The sequence below is a fragment of the Holophagales bacterium genome, assembly GCA_016719485.1.
Classification (GTDB): domain Bacteria; phylum Acidobacteriota; class Thermoanaerobaculia; order UBA5066; family UBA5066; genus UBA5066.
Genome location: JADJZB010000021.1, coordinates 392,072 through 412,205, shown reverse-complemented (window position 1 = coordinate 412,205; position 20,134 = coordinate 392,072). Strand labels below are relative to the sequence as shown.

Genomic DNA, 20,134 nt, shown 5'->3' with positions numbered 1-20,134 from the left:
GTGGAACGAAGCGCGGGCCGAAAGGCCCGCGCTTCCGTTTCGGAGCAGGGCTCGATCAGGAGCTGCAGACCCTGTTGCGCCCCTCGTTCTTCGCCCGGTAGAGGGCCTCGTCCGCAGCTCGAAGGAGGCCCTCGAGATCGAGCGTCCCGGCCGGCAGGCTCGCCGCGACACCCATGCTCGCCGTGACCGTGAGGTCGTGCCCGCCGACCGTCACCGGCCGGGAGCCGACCGAGAGACGGAGCTGGTCCGCCCTCGCCACCGCGGCGTCGCGACCGCTGCCCGGCAGGATCACGAGGAACTCCTCTCCACCGTACCTGCCGACGGCGTCGTAGGACCGGATCCCGGAACCGAGCCGGCGGGCGGTCTCGATCAGGACACGGTCCCCGACGGGGTGCCCCCAGGTGTCGTTCACCTTCTTGAAGTGATCGAGGTCGACCATGACGACGGACAGAGGGCGCTCCTCGCGGCGAGCCCGTGCGTGCTCGCGCGCGCAGAGATCGAAGATCGCGCCCCGGTTCCACAGCCCGGTCAAGGCATCATGGGCCGCGAGCGTGCGCTGGGCCTCCCGCGCGGCCACGAGCTCCGCCTGGAGGTCGGTGATCCGTCGCCCGGCACGGAGGCGGGCCTCGAGCTCCTGCTGGTTGAAGGGCTTCCGCAGGTAGTCGTCCGCACCCGCGGTCAGCCCCTCGATGACGGCCTTCTCCTGGTCGTTCGCGGTCAGGAGGATGACGTAGACGTAGGGCTCGGCCGCCGCCTGCCGGAGCATCCGGCAGATCTCGATGCCGCTCATCCCCGGCATCTCCCAGTCGAGGATCGCCAGGACCGGCGCGTCCTTCTCCTGCAGGGCTCTCCAGGCCTCGTCACCGTCGGCACACGCGACCGGCTCATACCCCCAGCTCGACACGAGCCGTTCGAGCATCCGTCGCACGAGGGAGCTGTCGTCCGCGATGAGAACCCTGACGGGAGCGCTCGTCAAAGAAGCCTCGTACCGCTCTCGAACCGTCGGGCTCAGGGTCCGGAGCCCGCTGCGGTGAGCAGTTCCATCACCCTGTTCACCAGCGGGCTCCCGTCCAGGACTTTCAGCACGAACTCATCGGCCCCGGACGACTTCGCGTCGGCGCGCGCATTGAAGTCCTTGTAGATGTTCGTGTGCATCACGATCACGGGCTTGCCGTCCGCCTTCAGCTTCGTGAGCTCGGCACAGACCTGGAACCCGTCCATCCCCGGCATCAGGCCGTCGACGACGATGACGTCGAAACGGGAAGCCTCGGCTTTCACGATCCCGCTCGGGCCGTCCTCGGCCGTCTCCACGCTCACGCCCTTCCCTTCGAGGTTCATCTGAAGGATGCGACGGGCCACCCGCGAATCGTCGATGATCAGGACTCGCCCGAGGCTCGCAGCGGCTTCGGGGCTCCTCTCCTCTTCCATGACGAGAGGGATTCTATCCTTCGGCCCCCTATACTCATGGAATGGAGCGGTCTCCGTGACGGTCCAGCCGAAGGCTCTCTTCGCGCGCGGCCGCGTGGTCTGCCGGGCCGCCCTGATCGCGGTGCTCGGGCTGCTGGCCTTTTCGGCCGCCGCGACGATCTGGACGCGGAGCACCTCCATGGTACCGATCCGACCCGGAGTGCTGCTGCCGCTGAAGAACGCCGCTTACAGCACCCGCGACTGGACCGTCTCGATCACGAACGTCGAGCTGCAGCCGAACCCGGCGCCTGGCCCGGGGCTCGTATCCGTGACCTGGGCTTTCGGGATCGCCAACACCGACTCGGAGCCGCACCACGTCGACGTCCGGGTCCATTACCTGGACGGCCAGCGGCGCAGCCGCGTGAGCGTCTCCCACAGGTTCCGGATCGAACCCGGGCAGTCGGAGTCGGATCGTCGCGGGTTCGAGGCGAGGTGCACCGAGGAGCAGTGGCGGGGCATCTCCCAGGCCCGTATCACCTTCGACTTCCTCTCGACCCCGGACGGCTAGGCTGGAGCTGCCCGCGAGAGAGCGCCCTCGATGGGCTCCTGATCCTTCCGGCTAGCGGATGGCCGCCAGCTTCCGCGCGATCTCCGGAAGGGGCCAGACGGCGCGGGCCAGGCCGGCATCCACGAGAGCCTTCGGCATCCCGTAGACGGCGCACGTCGTCTCGTGCTCGGCGACGAGGAAAGCCCCCTTCTCCGCCAGCCGCCGGGCTCCTTCGCTCCCGTCCCGGCCCATGCCGGTCAGGACGATCCCGATCGCCTGCGCGCCGTATGTCTCCGCTGCCGAGCCGAAGAGCACGTCGATCGACGGTACGTGCACGGCGTCGGTGGGATCGAACGAGAGCTCCACCCGTTCCTGGCGACGTCCCCTCGAGAAGAGGAGGTGGCGGCCGGTGGGCGCGATGAGTATCCGGCCGGACCGGACTTCGTCGTCTTCCCGGGCCTCCCTGACCTCCAGTGGCGTGCAGCGATCGAGCCGCTCGGCGAAGGCCGCAGTGAAGCCTTCCGCCATGTGCTGGACGATCGCGACCGGGAGAGGAAACGACGCCGGCAGGGACTCGATCAGAGCTTGAATTGCCGGGGGGCCCCCGGTCGACGCTCCGATGCAGACGATCCGGGCACCGGTCGGGAAATCGGCCGTGTCGCGCCCTCCCTCCTTCTCCCACCGTCGAAAGGGAGACCCCGGCGCGCCCTCTCGCGTGGCGCGCACCTTCGCCACCAGCTCGGGACCGATGAGGTGGAGGTCCATGGGAGTCCAGCGAGACGTGTCGATGAAGTCGAAAGCACCGAGGGCGAGCGCCTGGAAGACCGTCGATCCGGCGGCCGGACCCGCGGAATCGAAGACGAGCACCGGCAGGTCCGGCCACGACTCCCGCATCGTCTTCAGGGTCGAGAGACCGTCCGTGCCCGAGATCGCGAGGTCGAGCGTCACCACGTCGGGAGTCAGCGCGGCGATCCTCTCGAGGGACTCCCGCCCGCCCGCGGCCTCGCCGACGAGGACGATGTCCGGCGTCTCCTCGATGATCCTCCTGAGGGTCCGCCTCATGAACGTCGAATGGTCCGCAACGAAAAGTCGGACCGGAGAGGGCGAGCGTCCGCCCCCGGTGCCAGGAGGCCCTTCCGGGCGCTGCCCGGTCACGGGAGCTCCACCAGCGGTGGCCCCGTCACTCGTCGGTCCTCGCGTAGTAGACGAACTCGGGCGCCCGCTGCGGCCGAAACAGAGTCGTCCGGCCCAGGAGCGACTCCGAGTGTCCGAGGAAGAGGAAGCCACCCCTTCGCAGGAGCTTGTGAAACGTGGCGCAGATCCTGTAGGTCAGCGCCTCGTCGAAGTAGATGAAGACGTTGCGGCAGAAGACCGCGTCGAAGGTCTGCGGCTCGAACGCGTTCCCGAGCTCCAGAAGGTTGAGGACACGAAAGCGCACGAGACTGCGAAGGCTCTCCCTCACCCGGAACCGACCGTCCTCGGGGACGAAGTAGCGCTCCTTCGTCTCCGGAGGCGTCGCGCGGAATGCGAGGCCCTCGTACGAGCCGGCCTGCGCCTGCCGAATCCTCGCGGGGTTGACGTCCACGGCGTCGATCAGGCAGGAGCGGCCGGGAGAGCGATGCCGTTCCTCGTGCCACGTCATGGCGAGCGAGTACGCCTCCTCTCCCGACGAGCAGCCGGCGGAGAGGACGCGAAGCGGCTCGCCGGCCGGTCGATGGGCCACGGCCGCCGGGCCGGCCTTCTCGAAGAAGCAACGGAACTGGTAGGCCTCCCGAAAGAAGTAGGTCTCTCCGTTGGTCAGCGCCTCCGCGAGGACGGCGGTCTCCTCGAGCGCCTCCGGGGCGAGCCTGAGGTAGTAGTAGTACTCGAGGAACGAGCCGAGGGAGAGCGCGTCGAGCCGGCCCCGAAGCCGGAATCGGATCCGGTCCCGCTGAGAAAGCTGGAGCTCCAGGCCGAGGCGCTCCCGCACGATCTCCGCGAGGAACGCGAATTCCTCGTCCGTCATGCCGGGGATGACGGACCGATTCATGGACTCCGGCATCAACGCCAGCGCCCGAGGAACGTCCGGGCCGTGCGGGCGACGACCTCCTGCCGGTCACCGGAGAGCTCGTTCAAGGCCGCCCGGGCCGCCTCGCCACCGGTCTCGCCCAGAGCCCACGCGGCCGTATTGCGCAGCGACCAGTCCTGCGAGCGGGCCAGCTTCAGGAAGAGAGCCAGGTTTCCGGCCCGAAAGTGCCGGGCGAGCGCCATCGCAGCCGCTCGCTGCCGTTCCCGGTCGAAGGACTCCAGCTCGGTCTTCAGGAACCGTTCGGCTGCGAGCGTCTCCATCGCCCCGAGAGCCTCGATGATCGCAATCTTCTCGAGGGACGAGGCCCCCGCGTAGATGCCGATCAGGTCGTCCGCGGCCGGCCGGTGGCGCATCCTCCCGAGAGCGCGCACGAGGTGATAGGTGCATCCGCGGTCGGTGAGGAGCCGCCGGTGCAGCTCCGGCCCGATCCCGGCGTTCCCGGGGTGGCCGAGCGCTTCGATGGCCAGGATTCGGATCGGGAGCGCCGGATGCTCGAGGTACTCGAGGAGCGGCTCACTGAGGCGGGGGTCCCGGGTCGAGCCGAGCGCCCGCAGCAGTGAGCGCAGGAGGTCGGCCGGGGCACCGGCCAGCCTCGACAGCCAGGCGGGGACGAACCTCGCGTCTCCGAGCCGGCGGGAGAGCTCGACGTAGTCGATGAGCTCCGCTGCTCCCGCGGGCGCCGACGCGATGAGCCCCGCGAGCCGGTCGAAGCCCTCCTGACGGGCCGTCGCCTGGAGCGCCTCGAGCGCTCTGGACGCCACGGCCTCCTCCGGGTGGTGGAGGAACGGCAATATCCTGTCGAAAGCGCCGGGTGGCGATCGCCGGGCCAGGGCCCGGATCGCGTCGGCGACGACGCGGGGCTCGGCGTCGTCGAGCCGGTCGAGGATGAGAGGCTCGCCCCACGGCTCACGTCGTGCGCCCAGAATCCGCATCGCCGTTGAACGGACCCCGATCCTCTGGTGCGAGACCGCGGTTCGGAGGATCGCCTCCACCCCTTCCGCCTCCGGCAGGGAGACGAAGAACGGACACGTGGGTCCGTCATACGGCTCCTGGTCGAGATGCTCGATCAGGTCCGGATAGAGCCGCTGCACCGAGAACGCCCGAACGACGCAGTTCGAGGCCGCGAGGAGGGACGCGTCCTCGGACCGGAGGGCCTCCCGCAGGTACTGCGCGAAGCCCTCCCGATCGAGAAGGCCCGCGACCTCCGGATCGGTCCTCGCGACGGCGCCCCCACCCGCGTTCCGAAGGCAGGCGCCGAGAGTCCTGAGGAGCGCGTCCCGTTCGCGAGGACTCTCCTCCGCGGCGAGCCTCTTGCAGATCGGCCGCGCGGCGGCGCCGTCGGCGATCCTCTCCAGCGCCTCCAGCGCCACGGCCCGCAGGACGTCGTCGTCGAGGAGGGCCAGGAGATCCCGGGTGGCGCGCGGATCCCCGATCCTCCCGAGCGCGAGCGTGGCGGCGAACGCCAGCCAGGGGTCTCCGCAGAGGAGCTCCAGGAGGGGCCCGACGGCGACAGTCGACTTCAGCTCGCCCAGGCTGTCGACGGCAGCCTGCGCCAGGTTGAGGTTCTCGTGGGAGAGGTACGGGAGCAGCAGCGCAGCGGCCTCCTCCCCGGGCATCGAGCCGAGGATCTGGAGGCAGAACATCACCACGTCCGGGTCGCGGGACCTCAGCTCTCGCCGAAGCGCCGGAAGGGCCCGGCTCCCCTGCTGCCTCAGGGCCGAGATGCAGCTCGTCCTGAGCGTCGCGTTCTCCCGCGACGCGAGCCCCGTCAGGAGCCGAGGCGCCGGGAGGACGCGGACAGCCAGCCGAATGGCCGCCTCCCTCACCAGGAGCTCGTTGTCTGCCAGGGCCCGCAGGACCATCTCGCGCCCTTCGCGGCCCAGGCCCGCCGCCAGCTCGAGGCCCTGAATCCGGGTGAGCGGGTCCGGGGATCGACACCACTCGGCTGCGGTGTGGAGCCGGGTCGTCGGAGGGGTGCGCTGCGACATCTGTCGTCCCTAGAGCTTGAACTCCGACAAGTCGTCCTTGAGGCCGTCGGCCTCGCGGGCGAGAAGGCTCGACGCCCTCGACAGCTCTTCGACGGCCGTCAGGTTGGTCCGGGCCACGTTCGCGATCGACTCCATGGCGCCGACCGCGATGTCCCCTCCCTTCTTCTGCTCCGCCGTGGCCGTCGCCATCTGCTGCGCCATCTCTTCCATCTCGCGGACGGCGCCGAGGATCCCTTTCGACGCGGCCGCCTGCTCGTGCGCGGCGTTGGACACCTCGGCGGAAATGTCGCTCATCCGCTCCGCCGCGGCGAGGATCTGCGTCGCGCCGAGGGCCTGCTCCTGCGTCAGGACCTTCACGTCCGAGACCAGGTCCGAGGCGTTGCGAAAAGCCCGGATCATGCCGTCGAGGATCTGCTGGGTCATTTCCACGGCGCGCGACGCGTCGCTCTGCATTCCATCGACCATTCCGCCGATCTCGCCGGTGGCCCTCGTCGACCTCTCGGCGAGCTTGCGGACCTCGTCGGCGACGACGGCGAAACCCTTCCCGGCGTCGCCCGCGCGCGCCGCCTCGATGGCGGCGTTCAGAGCGAGGAGGTTCGTCTGGTCGGCGATCGCGTCGATCAGGCGCACGATCTTGCCGATGTCCTTCGAGCGGTCCCCGAGCGACCTGATCGTCAGCCGGAGGGACTCGCTGGCCTCGGCGGTCTGAGCAACCGTCTTCTTCGAGACGTCGTCCACGGTGCTCACGCGCTCGTCGACGTTCCGGATCGAGGCGCTCATCTGCCTGAGCGTCTCGGTCGTCTCCTGCGCGGCCTTCATGAGAACCTCGGAGTTCTTCGCGGTGCGATCGACGAGGATGCTCATCTCGTGGACGGCGGCCGCGGTCTCGTCGACGTTGGCGGCGAGAGTCTCCGTGTTCTTGCCGACCGCGCCGATCTGGGCCGCCATCTCGGCGAGCGCCGCGGACGTCTGCTCGGTGGCAGCGGCCTGCGACTCCCCTCCCCTCTGAAGTGAGGACGCGGACGCGGCGATCTCCTCGGCGGACGAGGCGAGCTGCTCGGCGGCGGAACGGAGCTTCACGAGAAGCGCGCGGAGCGTCCTCACCATCCCCAGGAACGTCATGCCGAACACGTCCGTGCTCGACTTCGGTACCGGAACCGTCGTGAGGTCCTTCCCCGCGAGGCGCTCTGCAGTCCCGGCCATCTCCGAGAGGTATTCGACCATCGCTCCCATCGCTCCCGCGAGGCGTCCCACCTCTGTCCGGCCGCCTGTGACGCGGACCGGTGTCAGATCTCCCCGCGAGATCCCCTCCGCGATGTCGGCGAGGTCGAGGATCGGCCTGGTGACGGAGCGTCCGACCTGGTACCCCAGGAGGAGGAGGACGGCGACGACCACGAGGGCACCGATCAAGAGATGCCTCGCCATCGTCCTCAGGGTCCCGAAGGCCTCGTCGGCCTCCTGCCGGGCGAAGACGAGAACGTGCTGACCCGGATAGGTGGAGAAGCCCTGCTCCGTCGCCCAGGCCCAGACGTACTCCGCTCCGGACGCGGCATCCACCTGCGTCTGGAACCCGGTGCGCTGCTTCTTCGCCTGCCCGAAGACCGCGGTCCCCCCGAGTGTCGTCTTCATGACGAGGGCGGGGTCCTTCGCGCAGAGGACCCTCCCGCTCTCGGGATCGACGATCAGGAGCTCGCCCGTCCTGCCGAAGGTCTCCTTGGCGACGAGGTTCTCGGAGAAGAGAGCCCCGTAGTCGATGCGCGAGATCACCACGCCGATGTCCTGGCCGGTGTCCCGATCCTTCACGAGCATCGAGAACGAGACCGTCGGGGCCTGGGTCTCGCGATCGAGGTAGACGGCCGGGGAGTAGTACGGCTCGCCGAGAAGCCCCTCCGTGAAGGCCGGGTCCCCGGAGAGGTCGGCCCCGAGCAGATCCGTCTTCGAGGCCGCCACGACGACTCCACTCGGGTTCGTCAGGAGGAGGACGCTGTAGACGAGCGCCCTGTGGCTCTGAGCCCGGGTGAGGACGCCGCTCTTCACCTCCGGAGTCGTGCGGCTCGAGGCGAGGAGCGGCCGCTCGGCGATCTCGACGATGTCCGCGTGGCGTTCGAACAGGCTCCTCGACACCTTGTCGGCCGTCGAGAGCGCCCGGTCCGTGTAGTCGGCCTGGACGAGCAGCTCGACCGACCGGCGCGCCTGCAGGTACCCGAAGAAACCGAACCCTGCGAGCGGGACCAGCAGGGCCAGTGACCAGATGAAGATCCGCCGCTTGAGGCTGTTGCCCAACTCCATCACCTCTCTCTCGCCGTCTCCTGCATCGCTCTCACCGCCCCGCGGTCCGGAGGACTTCGTCCGGGTCCAGGAGGGCGAGTCTGCCGAACGGGCCCTGTGCCAGCCCGGTCAGGCACGCGTTCGCCCCGCCGGCGGCGCCAGCGGCCGATCCGACCTGGGAAGCACGCACTTTCTGCAGCCCCGTGACCCGGTCGACCAGAAAGCCCAGGGTTCGGCCTCCGATGTCCACACGGACGATCCGGGCCGCGGGGGTCGGAACGAGCGGCGCGAGCCCGATCCGCGTCCGGACTTCCACGACCGGAAGGATCGTCCCGCGCACGTTCGTGACCCCCCGGATGTGCGACGGCGCCTGCGGGACCCGCTGGACGTCCTCCACGCGCAGGACTTCGAGGACCTGCTCGACCGGCAGGCCATACGCTTCCCCGCCGAGCTCGAACGCGAGGTAGAGGCGTTCCGGATCGACGGGTTCCGCATCTGTCTTCCGCGAGGTCGTCTCCGAGACCCAGTCCGCGAAAGCCAGAAGGTCTCCCGAGGTCTTCTTCGGCGGGCCGGGACGATCCTCGCTCACGTCGACGCTTCCGGACGCGCCTCGAGAAGCTCGCGCGCGTCCACGATCATCACGATGCGTCCGTCGCCGAGGAGGGTCGCACCCGAAACGCCCATCGGTTTGCCGAAGGCGTCGTCGAGAGGCTTCACGACGAGGTCCTGGACCTCGACGAGTCGGTCGACCAGGAGGGCTCTGCGTCTCCCGCCTCCTTCGAGGATGACGGCGGACGAGCACGGCCCGATCCCCTCCGACTGAAGGATCCGCCGCCCCTCGAGGACGGGCACCCGCTCACCCCGCCAGGGCAGCTCGCGGCGTTCATCGACGTCGGCGCGAGCGTCCGCGTCGATCCGGACGGTCGCGGCGACGAGGCTCGCCGGGATCGCGAACGTCCCACTTCCGACCTGGACGACGAGGCAGTGGTCGAGAGCGAGCGTCAGGGGAAACGTGAGGCGAAACTCGGTTCCGCGGCCCACGACCGTCTGAATCGTCGCCGTGCCGCCGAACCGTTCCAGGCTCGTCCGCACGACGTCCAGGCCGACCCCGCGCCCCGAGAGCATCGTCACGTCGTCCCTGGTCGAGAACTCCGGAAGGAAGATCAGGTCGAGGACGGCGCGATCGTCCAGGCCATCGACCGGGATGCCCTTCTGCAGGGCCTTGCGCCGCACGCGGCCCGCGTCGATGCCTCTCCCGTCGTCGACGACCGCGATCTCGATGCGGTTCGAGATCTGCCGCGCCGCGAGCGTGAGCCTGGCGGCCCGGGGCTTTCCCGCCGCCTCGCGTTCGACCGGCGTCTCGATACCGTGGTCGACGGCGTTCCTCACGAGGTGGAGAAGCGACTCGCCCAGCTGGTCCACCACCGCCTTGTCGACCGTGGTGGCCTCCCCTTCGAGGACGAAGGAGATCTCCTTGCCGTGTGCGGCGGCGAGGTCGCGGACCAGGGCGCGAAACCGGGACAGGACCGGACCGACGGGCACCATGCGCGCAGCGACGATCTGCTGCTCCAGCTGGCGGAACACCAACAGAAGCCTGTCGATACGCTCTGGCCCGCCGTCGTCCCCGGGCCCGTCAGCCCGTTTTCCGGCGTCTCTGCCCAGACCGCTCAGGAGGATGTGCATCTCGCCGGCAAGGTCGACCAGGGAATCGAGGACGGACTGCTTCACGCGGACCGTCTCCGCCTTGTGGCCGAGGTACCGCCGCTTCATCTCGAGCTCCGACGGAGCCGGCCCGGAACCAACGGACTGCGGCTCGGCGCCACCCGTCTCCGGTTCGGTACCGGCTTGGGAAGGTCCCCCTTCCGCCGGCACCTCTGCCTCGTCTCCCGGACCCTCCCTGACCGCCCTCTCGGCCTCCCGCAATCCGGCGATGACTCCGGCCCAGGAAGCGGGCGTCTCGTCCGGGACCTTCCCGGAGGCGGCGACCTCGGCGATCAGATCCAGCCCCGGAACAACTGCGGAAACGAGCTTCTCGCTTACGCCGTACTCGCCCGCTTCGACGCCCTTGAGCAGCTCCTCCATGAGGTGGGAGAGGTCGGCGACGACCTCGAAGCCCATCATCGAGGAGTTCCCCTTCAACGTGTGGAGGGCGCGCCTGAGGTCACGGGCCCTGCCGGGAGAGGGGACCTGCTCCTCCTCCACCTCGGCGAGCAGGTTCCGGGCGTTCTCGACGAGCTCGCGTGCCGAGCTGAAGTACTCGTCGAGAATCTCCTGGAACTCGATGTCGACCATCAGCGCCCCGTCACCCCCTGGGAGCCCTCTCGGTGCCTTGCAGCGGGACCGGTCAGACGGTCGATGAGCGCCAGAAGCTCCGGGGGCTTGAAGGGCTTCGCCAGGTAGGCCGTCGCTCCCGCTTCCAGGCCGCGGCGCACGTCGTCCTCGGACGCCTCCGTCGAAATGAGAACCACCGGAATCTCTTCGAAGACGCCCATTTCACGCCTGGCCCTCAGGAAGCTCAGGCCGTCCATCACGGGCATGTTCACGTCGAGCAGGACGAGGTCGACGTCCGGATGGACGCCCAGGAGCTCCAGCGCCTCCGCGCCCTGGTAGGCGTGCAGCAGCCGGCAACCCTCGTACTTCCGCAGCGCGACGGCGTGCAGCTTGTGCACGAGCTCCGAGTCGTCGACGACCAGAACCGTGCTCGGGGTCATGCCACGCTCTTCATTCGGGCTTTCTCCCGTGCATTCTCGCAGATCGAGGAAGCCGTCCCCGACTTCTCTTCGGCACGTTCCCGTCGCGCCGCCGTCCGTGTAGAGTCGCGAAAGGACTCGGCATTGCGCGAAGAGACCGAAACTGTCCCGGACCTGACGCCACGGGCCCCCGCGGTCCTGCTCTTCGCGCCCGGCACCGAGGTCGGGAAGCGCTACGAGATCCGGTCGGTCCTCGGGACCGGGGGCTCGGCCTCGGTCTATGCCGCCTGGGACCGCGATCTGAAGCGTCTCGTCGCCCTCAAGGCCCTTCGACACGACCGGATGACCGAGACGGCTCTCAAGCGCTTCCGGCGCGAGGTGGCCGTCGCGAGGGACGCCGACAGCCCGCGCCTCGTACGGGTCTACGACGTCGGAGAGGCGGGCGAGACCGTCTTCCTCACGATGGAGCTCGTCGAGGGGGAGTCCCTGCGCCAGCGGCTCGGCGGCGAGCCGCTCGGGACGAGCGAGGCGCTGCGGATCGCCAGAGAGGTCCTCCACGCCCTCGGCGACCTCCATCGCCTCGGGATCGTCCACCGCGACGTGAAGCCGGGAAACATCCTCCTCGGCGCCGGTGGCCTCGTGAAGCTGGCCGACTTCGGCCTCGCGCGGCACTGGGACGGAGGGGACACCCGCGCCACCGAGACCGAGGGGCTCGTCGGGACGATGGAGTACCTCGCCCCGGAGCAGGCGCTCGGCCGGCCCGTCGACGCGCGAACCGACCTCTACGCCTTCGGCGTCGTCCTTTACGAGCTGCTCTCGGGAAAGGTCCCCTTCACCTCCGAAAGCGTCCTGGGCAACGTCGTCGCCCGGCTGCGCGAGAAGGCGCCGGACGTCCGCCGGGCGAATCCCTCGGTACCGGCGTGGCTCGCCGGTGTCGTCGCCCGGACTCTCGAGAGGGACCCCGGCGACCGCTACCCGACGGCGGGCGCGCTCCTGGCGGACCTCGAGGCCTGTCGGGCGACCAGGGTCGCGTGGGGCCGCCGGCGGGTTCGGGGAGCGCTGGCTGCCGCCGCTCTGGTCGTTGCGGCCGGCCTCGCCGGGACCTTCCTCTCGACGCGGAGCCTCCCGGGCTCGAGGCCCGTCCCTCTTCAGCTCCGCGCCGACGGGGCCTGGGGAGTCCGGGCCGTCGACGAGTCCGGGAAGGTCCTCTGGACACGGTCCGACGTTCGGGACCCGACGACGATCACGACCGTGCGAACGGAGGGGAGAAAGGGCTTCCGGATCGCCGCCGTGACGCAGCCGAATCGTCTCGTCCCCGCAGACGACGACACGAGGGCGATCTCGTTCCTGGACCCGTCCTCGGGCCGGTCGACCGAGAGCCACCGACTCGTCGGCGGGGCGCAGTTCTTCAACGACTTCTCGGACCGCTTCCTCGTGGACGGCGTGACGGCCGTCGACATCGAGGGAGACGGGAACGACGAGGTCGTCGCCGTCTTCGTCCACAACCCCTACTTCCCCAGCTACGCCGTGCTCTTCGAGCCGCGGTCGGGCGCCTCGCGTGTCCTCCTCGCCAGCTCCGGGCACGCCCGGCTCGTGGGGGCGTTCGACCTGGATGGCGACGGCCGCCGCGAGCTCGTATTCGACGGCCCGAACAACAGGATGGGCTGGATGTCCGGAGTCGCCGCGATTCGCGTGCCTCCACTCGTCGTTCCGTACGGGGCCCGGACCGACGGGTCCCTCCCCGGGCCCGTCTCCTCGCCCGACACCCTCCGTGGACAGGCGAGCACCGCGAACCTCCTCTGGTACGCGCTGGGGCCGACGGCCCGGCACCGGACGGACGAGCGAGCCTCGTTCGATCCCGTCTCCCGCCTCCTCACCCTCTTCGTGAACCCCTCGCGCAGGGTCCTGACGGCCGACGGGTTCGCCCCCGGCGAGACGGTGAGCGCCACGGCTCCCGAACGGCAGGCCGCCCGCAATCGCGCCTACGCCCTCCTCAGAGACGCCGGACAGAGGGATGAGACGGGCTTCGCCGCGGACGGACTCGCCCTCGCCCGCCAGGCGGTCACGGAGGCCGTCGCCGCGGGAGACGAACCCCTCACCGAGTGGTCTCGCCGCGTCGCCGGCAGGATCGCGATCCTCGCGGGACGGGCATCGGAAGGAGAGAAGGAGCTTTCGGCCCTCCTTTCCACTTCCGAGGCCGCCCCGGACATCGCGTACGAGATGGCCCGCGCGTTCCACCTCGCGGGCGACACCGGTAGGGCCGCCCGCTGGTACGGGTGGGGCCTTTCGCGGGTGCGCGACCAGGGAGCGGGCCGGACGCCCTACCAGTTCCTCGAAGGACAGCTCTTCGCTCTCGTCGAAGAGAGCTCGTGGGCGGAGGCCGAACAGGCGCTCGACCGTTTCGAGGCGGCGTTCCCGCTCGCCCGGCAGACGCCGGTCTACCGGGGGTTCCTGCGCTGGCGGCGAGGGGAACGGACCGACCTCCTTCCGAACGAGACGCGGAGCGGCGACGACTTCGGGAAGTACTGGGCCCTCGAAATCCGGCTCGCCTCGGGAGAGCCCCTCGAAGCTCTGACGCGCGACCTCGCCGCAGAGCGCGCCGCCGCATCCGACACGCGCGCCCTGCTTCTCTCCCTTTCGTCCGAAGTCGAGGCGCGCCGCGGAAATCTCGAATCCGCCCTGGCGCAGGCGATGGCCGCGTGGAGCGAGGTGCGCGGCGCGCAGCGCCGCCACCCCTGGGCGCGCGCCCACGCGCCGATCATCGCCGGGCGGCTCGCCCGGCTCTCCGGGAAGGCGGTCGGCGAGCGGAAGGCGAGCGCGAAGTAAAGGCCCGGACGCGACCAGCGGAACGAAGCGCGGGCCGAAAGGCCCGCATTTTCGTTTCCACGGCCCCGCTCCGCGCACACTCCGCCAAGGGCGTCGCGGCGGGGCGACCGCCGCGCCCATGCCGCTGGCCGCGCACGGAGAGAAACCCTATTCTCCCCGGCGAATGGACCTTCCACCGGTTCGGGTTCGGGCGGGATCGAGAACCGTCGAAGCAGACCCGCCCGCTCCATCCGGCAGGACGCGGACGACCTTGTGGCTGGTCGCGGGGGCGCTGCTCCTGTACGCCCTCGCGATCGCGGGAACGCAATGGGTGTTCATCGCGGACGCTCCGGACTATGCGATGGGCGTCGCCGCCGCCCGGGCTTCGGGCGACGTCCGGGGCCTGATGGAGTTCGGCCACCCGCTCTGGCGCCCGCTGGGCTACGCCTTCGCGCACGAGACGGGCACGACGGCGCCCGGCCCGTCGCACATTCACCCGTGGCTCCGGGTCCTCTCCTTCATGAACGGCGTGGCGTTGGTCATGGGGGGAGTCGCGGCGGCGTGCGCCGCCGGCTGGCTTCGCTCCCGCCTCGATCCCGGCGCCGTGGTCTTCGCCGTCCTCTGGCTTCTCGGGGCGAAGGCCTTCCTGAACTACTCCCACGTCGGGACCTCGTACGTTCCGGCCCTGGGATGCCTTCTGGCGGGCCTCTTCGTCGCATCGCTCGAACCCGGGGCAGCGGGCTGGAGAACGGCGCGGAATCTCTCGGCCGGATTCCTCTACGGGGCGAGCGCTCTCTTCTGGACCCCCTTCGGGCTGGTCCTGCCGGGAGCCGTCCTCGCGCCCCTCTTCCTCCGACCGGACTGGCGGCGAGAGCTCTCCCACGTCATCGTGACGGCCGTCGCCGGGATCGCCACGCTCGCACTCGCGTTCGGCCTCGTCGGGGTCTGGCTGGGTTTCGCGGAAGTCAAGGACCTGAGGAGCTGGGTGGCCAGTGCCAGCGGCGGGCGGACCTTCGGGGGCCTCGCCCGCGCCGTGATCGGGATTCCCAGGTCCCTGGTCGACCTTGGCGACTTCGGCCGCCTCGCGAAGCGCTACCTGCTGAAGGACCCGCTCTGCCCCACCTCAGCGAAGGACCTGCTCGGCCTCGACCTCCTGAAGATGCTCGGGATCTACGCGGGCCTCCTGGCCGGCGCCCTGGCAGCCTGGCGAACGGCACGGGGTCGGCGAAGCCTCCTGCTCGCCGCAGCGCTGGCGGCTCCCCTGCTCGCTTTCGCGGTCCTCTGGCAGGGTGGAGACCTCGAGCGGTACCTCCCGGCCGCGCCGGCACTGCTCCTCGTGATGGCGACGGGATTCCAGGAAGCCCGGGAGCGCACCTGGCTGAAGGGCCTGCTGCTCGCCTCGCTGGCCATGATGGCCCTGACGAACCTCTCGGTCCTGTCGAACGGGGCGATCCGCCGGAGGCAGGACGCGGCTCTCGCTCGCCTGCCGGCGTCCACGAGCGTCGCCGCGCCCCGGAAGGTCTTCGTCGTCTCGCACCCGCAGGACGAGCTCTTCCAGTTCCACCGCACCTACCCCATGCACCCGCGGAACCTCGGCGGCCTCAGGGTCATCGACGTCTTCGCCCCGGGACTGGCGAGTTCCTCGGGGTGGCGGTCGAGGATCGACCGGCTCGTCGCGTCGGAACGGGAATCGGGTGGGGCGGTGTTCGTGTCGTCGCGGCTCCTCGCCGGGACGCCGGAGCCGGAGTGGGACTGGATCGAGGGCGACGATCCGCGCGCCGCCTGGCTCGAGCTTCACGAGCACTTCGCCCGCTTCGACTACGAACGTCCCGGCCGGCCCGGCGAGGAGTTCCTTCTTCTCCGCCCGGGCGGCGAGCTCCGCGCCGCCCCGTCCGGTCCTACGCCGTCGCCTCGCCCTCCGTCGTCCCCGTGAACGGCGACACGGCGAGCGCGACGAGAACCACCACGACGCACCCCAGCGCGTTCAGCCAGAGAAAAGACACGTCGGTCAGGGCCCAGACGGCGACGACGGCCGCCTCGCCCGCGATCGCCCCCCAGAAGGCCGCTGGGCCCTTCACCCGGGGCAGGTAGAACGCCGTCAGGAAGACGCCGAGGATCGTGCCGTAGAAGAAGGAGCCGAGGATGTTCACCGCCTCCACGAGCGTCCCGAGCCGGCTCGCGTACTGGGCGAAGACGATCGCGAAAAGGCCCCAGCCGACCGTCAGCCACTTCGAGATCTTCACGAGCTTCTCGTCCGGGGCGTCCTTACCGAAGTACCGGCGATAGACGTCGACGACGGACGTCGTCGAGAGGGCGTTCAGCTCGGCCGCGGTGGAGGACATCGACGCCGCGAAGATCGCCGCCAGGACGAGGCCGACGACGCCCGTCGGGAGGACGTCGAGGACGAAGCGGAGGAAGACGTAGTTCGTGTCCTTGCCTTCGCTCTTCGGGAGGGTCTCCTTGATGAGCGAGGTGGCTCTGCCCTTGACCTCTTCGGTTCGCGCGTGGGCTGCTCGGAGCGAGGTCTTCGCGGCGGCGAGCGCGGACGCGTCGCCCGACCTCCCCGCCGCGACGAGCTTCAGCGCTTCGGCGCGGCTCTCTTCGGCGGCCTTCGCGTGCGCCGCCTCGAGCTGGGCCATCTCGGCGCCGCGCGGCCCCTCGGCGGCCTGCCGGGCCTCCACCGGGTTGAACCAGAGCGGCGGGGCGACGAACTGGTAGAAGGCGAAGACCATGGCGCCGACGAAGAGAATCGCGAACTGCATCGGCACCTTGACGAGGCCGTTCACGAGGAGCCCGAGGCGGCTCTGGGCGACGGAGCGCCCCGTGAGGTAGCGCTGCACCTGCGACTGATCGGTGCCGAAATAGGACAGGGAAAGGAAGGCGCCGCCGATGAGACCCGACCAGAGGTTGTACCTGTTGCTCAGGTCGAACGTCGTGTCGACGGCGTTCATCCGGCCGAGGGCTCCCGACACGAGAACGGCGTCGCCGAAGCCGACCCCGTCGGGGAGGACGCGCAAGAGCGCGACCAGGGCGACGCCCATCGCGAGAAGGATGATGACCATCTGCTGGGTCTGCGTCTCGTTGACCGCCTTCGCCCCGCCCGACGTCGTGTAGACGACGACGAGTCCGCCGATGACGACCGTCGTCACCTGGATGCTCCAGCCGAGGAGGACGGAGAGGATGAGCGCCGGAGCGTAGATGGTCAGGCCGCAGGCGAGGCCTCGCTGGGCGAGGAAGAGAAACGCCGTGAGCGTGCGCGTCTTCGGGTCGAAGCGCCCCTCGAGGTACTCGTAGGCCGTGTAGACCTTCAGCCGGTGGAAGAGCGGAACGACGGTGACGCAGAGGATCACCATCGCGAGCGGCAGGCCGAAGTAGAACTGCACGAAGCGCATCCCGTCGGCGTACGCCTGCCCGGGGGTCGAGAGGAAGGTGATGGCGCTCGCCTGCGTCGCCATGATCGACAGGGCGACGGTCCACCAGGCCTGCGTCCGCCCCGCGAGGAGATACCCCTCGAGCCCCTTCTGGCGGCGGCTCCTCATCACTCCGTAGACGACGATGAAGAGGAGCGAGGCGCCGAGGACGACCCAGTCGAGCGCCCTCAACGGAACGTCCTCGCGAAGAGCCAGAAGAGGAGGATCTCGAGGGCGAGGGCGCCGAGGACGACGGCGTAGAGGACGCCCCAGCGCTTCCCCACCGGCGGCGGCTCTTCGCCCCCGTGCTGAGGGTGCGGATCGTCAGTCAAGCCCGTTTCCGCCCGAGACGAGGTTCGCGAAGAGCCGCATCGCCCCGGGAACGCCCGCGGGAAGCTGCCGGAAGAACGAGAGGCCGGTGTAGACGTAGGTTCCCTTGCCGTGCCGGGCGACGAGGAGCGAGCCCTTCGTCTCCTTCTCGCCCGGGTCGGCCATCCCGAGGAGGGGCGTGTAGCGCTCGTCCCAGGTCGCCGGGAAGTAGAGGCCGCGTTCCTGGACCCACCCATCGAAGTCGCCCGGGCCGATCCGGTTCGGGCGGAGGAGGAGCGGGTGCTCCGGCGCGAGGAACGTGACGGGAGACTCCTCCACGGTCACGCGGTCGCGCCCGAGCTTCAGCGGGAAGGGGCCGAGCTGGTCCGTGACCTGCTCGAAGCTGGTGTTGTACTGGAGTACGAGCGTCCCGCCCGCCTCGACCCACGAGAGGAGCCGCGGCATCGCGTCCTTCAGCTCCGCCCGCGTGTTCGCGGCGCGGATGCCGAGGACGATGGAATCGAACCGGGCGAGGTCTCCGCGCAGGAGGTCGTCGGCCGAGAGGAGCGTGACGGAGAAGCCCATCTGGCGAAGGACGCCGGGCACCTCGTCTCCGGGCCCCGACACGTAGCCGATCCGCGAGGCCTTTCGGGCGAGGTCGACGTGAACGGCGCGCGCCTCGGCGCGGGGAAAGAAGGTGAGCGGCGGCAGGTGCGGGTACTCGATCCGGCGCCTGGCGAGGGACCAGGAGTTCCCGCCGATGGAGGCCTCGGCCTTCAGCGACGCGACGCCGGGCCGGTCCGGCGGGTGCACCGTGAACTCGAACGTCTCGCCGGATCCCGGCTCGAGGGAGAAGGAGCGGACCGCGGGCTCCACGCGCCACTCGCGCGGCAGGCCGAGCCGGACCGCGCCGTCGATCTTCACCTGTGCGGCGGCGGAGTCCTTCGTTCCTTCGCCGGTCGCGGCGGCGACGATGGCCGGCGTGAGCGGCGGCGGTCCTGGGCGCGTCGTCGGGGTCTCCGCGGCGCGGACCGTGACCCGGACGGTGCGTGGCCGGTCGTCGGGAAGGACCACGACGTCCTCTTCGAGCTCGAGCGTCACCGGAGGCTCGACGACGAAGGGGCGGATCTCCTCTCCCTTCACCGGGTCGGTCCGCCGGAAGAGGACGGGGACTTCGAATTCGAGCCTCTCGCCGCCCATCGCGATTCCGAACTTCACGCGCAGCGCCGCGCCGTCGGGCCGGATGGCGTCGCGCGGCCGCGGGACGACGTAAAGGCCCTTCCCGGGCGGGCTCTTCAGCCAGTGGGGCTGGGTGATCTCGGCGTCCGCAGGAACGGGGACGCTCGTCCCGCCCTGTACGGGCTCGTTGAGCTTCAGCTCCGCGCCGGAAGGCAGCCCTTCTCCGGTGCCCCAGGGCACCTCGACACCGACGAGCGTGGCCGGCGCGCCCGCGCGGACGAGAGCGGTGACGGTCAGCCGGAACGTGCTCCCGGGCGTCGCCGACGGGCCCGCCGCCATCGCCTCGAGCCAGAGGCCGGAGGCCGAGCGGATCGCATCGAGGAGCTCGCGCCGTTTCACCTCGATCCACGGGTCGCTCGCGAGGGCCTTCAGGGCGGAGTGCGCCTCGAGCAGCCTCGGGAGGACCGCCCCCGGGTCCCGCGGGTCGAACGCGCTTTCGGCCTCGGTGAGGAGGGCCCCCACGCGTTCGCCGCCCTTCACCCTCGCCCAGGTGACGTCGATCCCTTCGAACGGGTCGCTCCTGACCGTCTCCCCCTCGAGGAGGACGAGACCGTTCGTGAGGCGGCCGCGCCGCTCGGACGAGCCGAAGCCCTGGCTCTTGTGCTGGCTCCGGCTCTCGGCCGCGGTCTCGGTGTACGACCGGCCGAGGAGCGGGTTGTAGTCGCCCAGCTCGAACGGGATCGCGTTCTCGATCGGCTTCCCGTCCCGCCGCCAGGCGTTCCAGAAGAGCCGGCGAGGTTTCCACGGGGTGAGCCCCTCCCCGATCTGCTCGGGGAAGCGCTTCGGGTCGCCCGCGGCGAGAAAGGCCTCCCGCGCGAGAATCGCCGAGGCCGTGTGGTGGCCGTGGCCGCCGTCCCCCGTCTCCGGGAACCGCGCGACGACGACGTCGGGGCGAAACGTCCGGACCGCCCGGACGACGTCGCGCAGGATCTCCTCGCGCCCCCAGACCCGGAGGGTCTCTTCCGGCGTCTTCGAATAGCCGAAGTCGATGGCGCGCGTGAACATCTGCTCGCCGCCGTCGATCCTGCGAGCCGAGAGGAGCTCGTGCGTCCGGACGAGACCGAGCGAGGGCCCGAGCTCGGAGCCGATGAGGTTCTGGCCTCCGTCGCCGCGCGTCACGGAGAGGTAGGCGGTCCGCATCAGCCGACCCTCGGCGAACGCCGCGATCATCGCGGTGTTCTCGTCGTCGGGGTGCGCCGCCACGTAGAGGACGCTCCCGAGCGTCCGGAGCTTCTTCAGCTTCAGGAGGAGCTCGCCCGCGGGGGCGGGCCTCTCCGGGCCGAAGGACGCCGCGGGCAGAGGGCCCGGGACGAAGGCCACGGCGAGGAGGACGAAGGTGACGAGCGCGCCGACGCGCGCGGAGCGAGTTCTCATGCGGTTCTCCGGCGCGCGATGATGACCGC

At 70.2% G+C, this 20,134-nt stretch carries 15 protein-coding genes; 3 read left to right on the top strand and 12 right to left on the bottom strand.

Annotation, left to right across the window (positions count from 1 at the left end; genetic code table 11):
* Positions 1 to 55 precede the first annotated feature (55 nt).
* Positions 56 to 919 (bottom strand): diguanylate cyclase, encoded by an 864-nt coding sequence (locus IPN03_13880; GenBank protein MBK9374777.1) that lies wholly within the window; start codon positions 917 to 919, stop codon positions 56 to 58.
* Between the two features lie 89 nt (positions 920 to 1,008).
* The gene (locus IPN03_13875; protein ID MBK9374776.1) at positions 1,009 to 1,428 is read right to left on the bottom strand and encodes a response regulator; all 420 of its coding nucleotides are present in this window, start codon (positions 1,426 to 1,428) and stop codon (positions 1,009 to 1,011) included.
* Between the two features lie 55 nt (positions 1,429 to 1,483).
* On the opposite strand from IPN03_13875, the gene IPN03_13870 reads away from it, so the two are divergent.
* Positions 1,484 to 1,975, top strand: coding sequence for a hypothetical protein (locus IPN03_13870; protein MBK9374775.1), 492 nt, complete (start codon positions 1,484 to 1,486; stop codon positions 1,973 to 1,975).
* Between the two features lie 51 nt (positions 1,976 to 2,026).
* On the opposite strand, the gene cheB is transcribed toward IPN03_13870, so the two are convergent.
* The 7 genes from cheB to IPN03_13835 all read right to left on the bottom strand — a co-directional run bounded on the left by cheB (position 2,027) and on the right by IPN03_13835 (position 10,989).
* Positions 2,027 to 3,016 (bottom strand): chemotaxis-specific protein-glutamate methyltransferase CheB, encoded by a 990-nt coding sequence (cheB, locus tag IPN03_13865; GenBank protein ID MBK9374774.1) that lies wholly within the window; start codon positions 3,014 to 3,016, stop codon positions 2,027 to 2,029.
* A 118-nt stretch (positions 3,017 to 3,134) separates the two neighbouring features.
* Entirely contained in the window at positions 3,135 to 3,959 is an 825-nt protein-coding gene (locus IPN03_13860; protein ID MBK9374773.1) for a protein-glutamate O-methyltransferase CheR, read from the bottom strand.
* Between the two features lie 35 nt (positions 3,960 to 3,994).
* Positions 3,995 to 6,010 (bottom strand): HEAT repeat domain-containing protein, encoded by a 2,016-nt coding sequence (locus IPN03_13855; protein MBK9374772.1) that lies wholly within the window; start codon positions 6,008 to 6,010, stop codon positions 3,995 to 3,997.
* Positions 6,011 to 6,019: 9 nt separating this feature from the next.
* The gene (locus IPN03_13850; GenBank protein MBK9374771.1) at positions 6,020 to 8,293 is read right to left on the bottom strand and encodes a methyl-accepting chemotaxis protein; all 2,274 of its coding nucleotides are present in this window, start codon (positions 8,291 to 8,293) and stop codon (positions 6,020 to 6,022) included.
* Between the two features lie 37 nt (positions 8,294 to 8,330).
* A complete protein-coding gene (locus IPN03_13845; GenBank protein MBK9374770.1) occupies positions 8,331 to 8,867 on the bottom strand; it encodes a chemotaxis protein CheW in 537 nt (178 codons plus the stop codon).
* Entirely contained in the window at positions 8,864 to 10,570 is a 1,707-nt protein-coding gene (locus IPN03_13840; protein ID MBK9374769.1) for a chemotaxis protein CheW, read from the bottom strand. The genes IPN03_13845 and IPN03_13840 overlap by 4 nt, the downstream gene beginning before the upstream one ends.
* Positions 10,570 to 10,989: a response regulator gene (locus IPN03_13835; protein ID MBK9374768.1), complete on the bottom strand. Its 420-nt coding sequence runs from the start codon at positions 10,987 to 10,989 to the stop codon at positions 10,570 to 10,572. The genes IPN03_13840 and IPN03_13835 overlap by 1 nt, the downstream gene beginning before the upstream one ends.
* 123 nt (positions 10,990 to 11,112) lie before the next feature.
* Between IPN03_13835 and IPN03_13830 the strand changes: the two genes are divergently transcribed.
* Entirely contained in the window at positions 11,113 to 13,794 is a 2,682-nt protein-coding gene (locus IPN03_13830; GenBank protein MBK9374767.1) for a serine/threonine protein kinase, read from the top strand.
* A gap of 250 nt (positions 13,795 to 14,044) precedes the next feature.
* Positions 14,045 to 15,706, top strand: a complete 1,662-nt coding sequence (locus IPN03_13825) for a hypothetical protein (protein MBK9374766.1) — start codon at positions 14,045 to 14,047, stop codon at positions 15,704 to 15,706.
* Here the strand turns inward: IPN03_13825 and IPN03_13820 are convergent.
* Genes IPN03_13820 through IPN03_13810 form a run of 3 tightly spaced genes read right to left on the bottom strand, consistent with a single transcriptional unit; the run spans position 15,672 to position 20,105 of the window.
* A complete protein-coding gene (locus IPN03_13820) occupies positions 15,672 to 17,375 on the bottom strand; it encodes a sodium:solute symporter (GenBank protein MBK9374765.1) in 1,704 nt (567 codons plus the stop codon). The genes IPN03_13825 and IPN03_13820 overlap by 35 nt on opposite strands.
* Positions 17,372 to 17,515 carry a hypothetical protein gene (locus tag IPN03_13815; protein ID MBK9374764.1) on the bottom strand — a complete coding sequence of 48 codons (144 nt, stop codon included), beginning with the start codon at positions 17,513 to 17,515 and terminating at the stop codon, positions 17,372 to 17,374. The genes IPN03_13820 and IPN03_13815 overlap by 4 nt, the downstream gene beginning before the upstream one ends.
* A complete protein-coding gene (locus IPN03_13810; GenBank protein ID MBK9374763.1) occupies positions 17,508 to 20,105 on the bottom strand; it encodes a PIG-L family deacetylase in 2,598 nt (865 codons plus the stop codon). Before IPN03_13810 ends, IPN03_13815 begins: the two co-directional genes overlap by 8 nt.
* Between the last annotated feature and the right edge of the window lie 29 nt (positions 20,106 to 20,134).